This window comes from uncultured Roseobacter sp. (assembly GCF_947491795.1).
GTDB lineage: Bacteria > Pseudomonadota > Alphaproteobacteria > Rhodobacterales > Rhodobacteraceae > Roseobacter.
Window position 1 is genome coordinate 1 of sequence record NZ_CANLKW010000034.1, and the last position, 518, is coordinate 518.

The following is a 518-nucleotide window of genomic DNA, read 5'->3' on the forward strand; positions in this document are numbered from 1 at the left end:
AGCGCAGCCCAGAGATCTGCGGCGGCCTTTGCGTTATCGGCGTCACCGATGGCGTCATAGCTGACATCACCACTGCCCCCTGAGATGTCCAGGATCACCTGGTCTGTCTCGTAGTCCACCGTGACTTTGGCATTCCGATCCGACCGCAGGCCTTCGATCCTGATTTCGCCAAACGCGCCGATAATCTCGTCCGCCTCGATCAGCGTATGCGCGCCGCCGTAGTTCTGCAGGTTCGACAGATCCAGATGCAGATCAGCCATGCCGAGGTTTACCCCGGACTGCACACCTGAGGTGTCTGTGCCGTAAAAGCCGCTGCGGAATTCACCGATGGTTCCAAGCGAGCCGTCCTCGGCTGTGAAGCCCAGCACCGCGCCCTCCCCGAACCGGAGCACAGCTGTGTCACCGTCTGTGCCGTCAAAGCCCACACGAGTGTCATCACCGGAAATGGTCAGGCGGCTGACACCGCCCAGATTAAAGTTGCCGCCCTGGCTGGCCAGAATGGCCTGCCCGTCGGTCAC

Annotated in this window: 1 pseudogene; it reads right to left on the bottom strand. The window is 61.4% G+C overall.

The features are described 5' to 3' along the window. Positions 1 to 518 (bottom strand): annotated as a pseudogene (locus Q1A34_RS21955) (hypothetical protein); the annotation flags it as partial.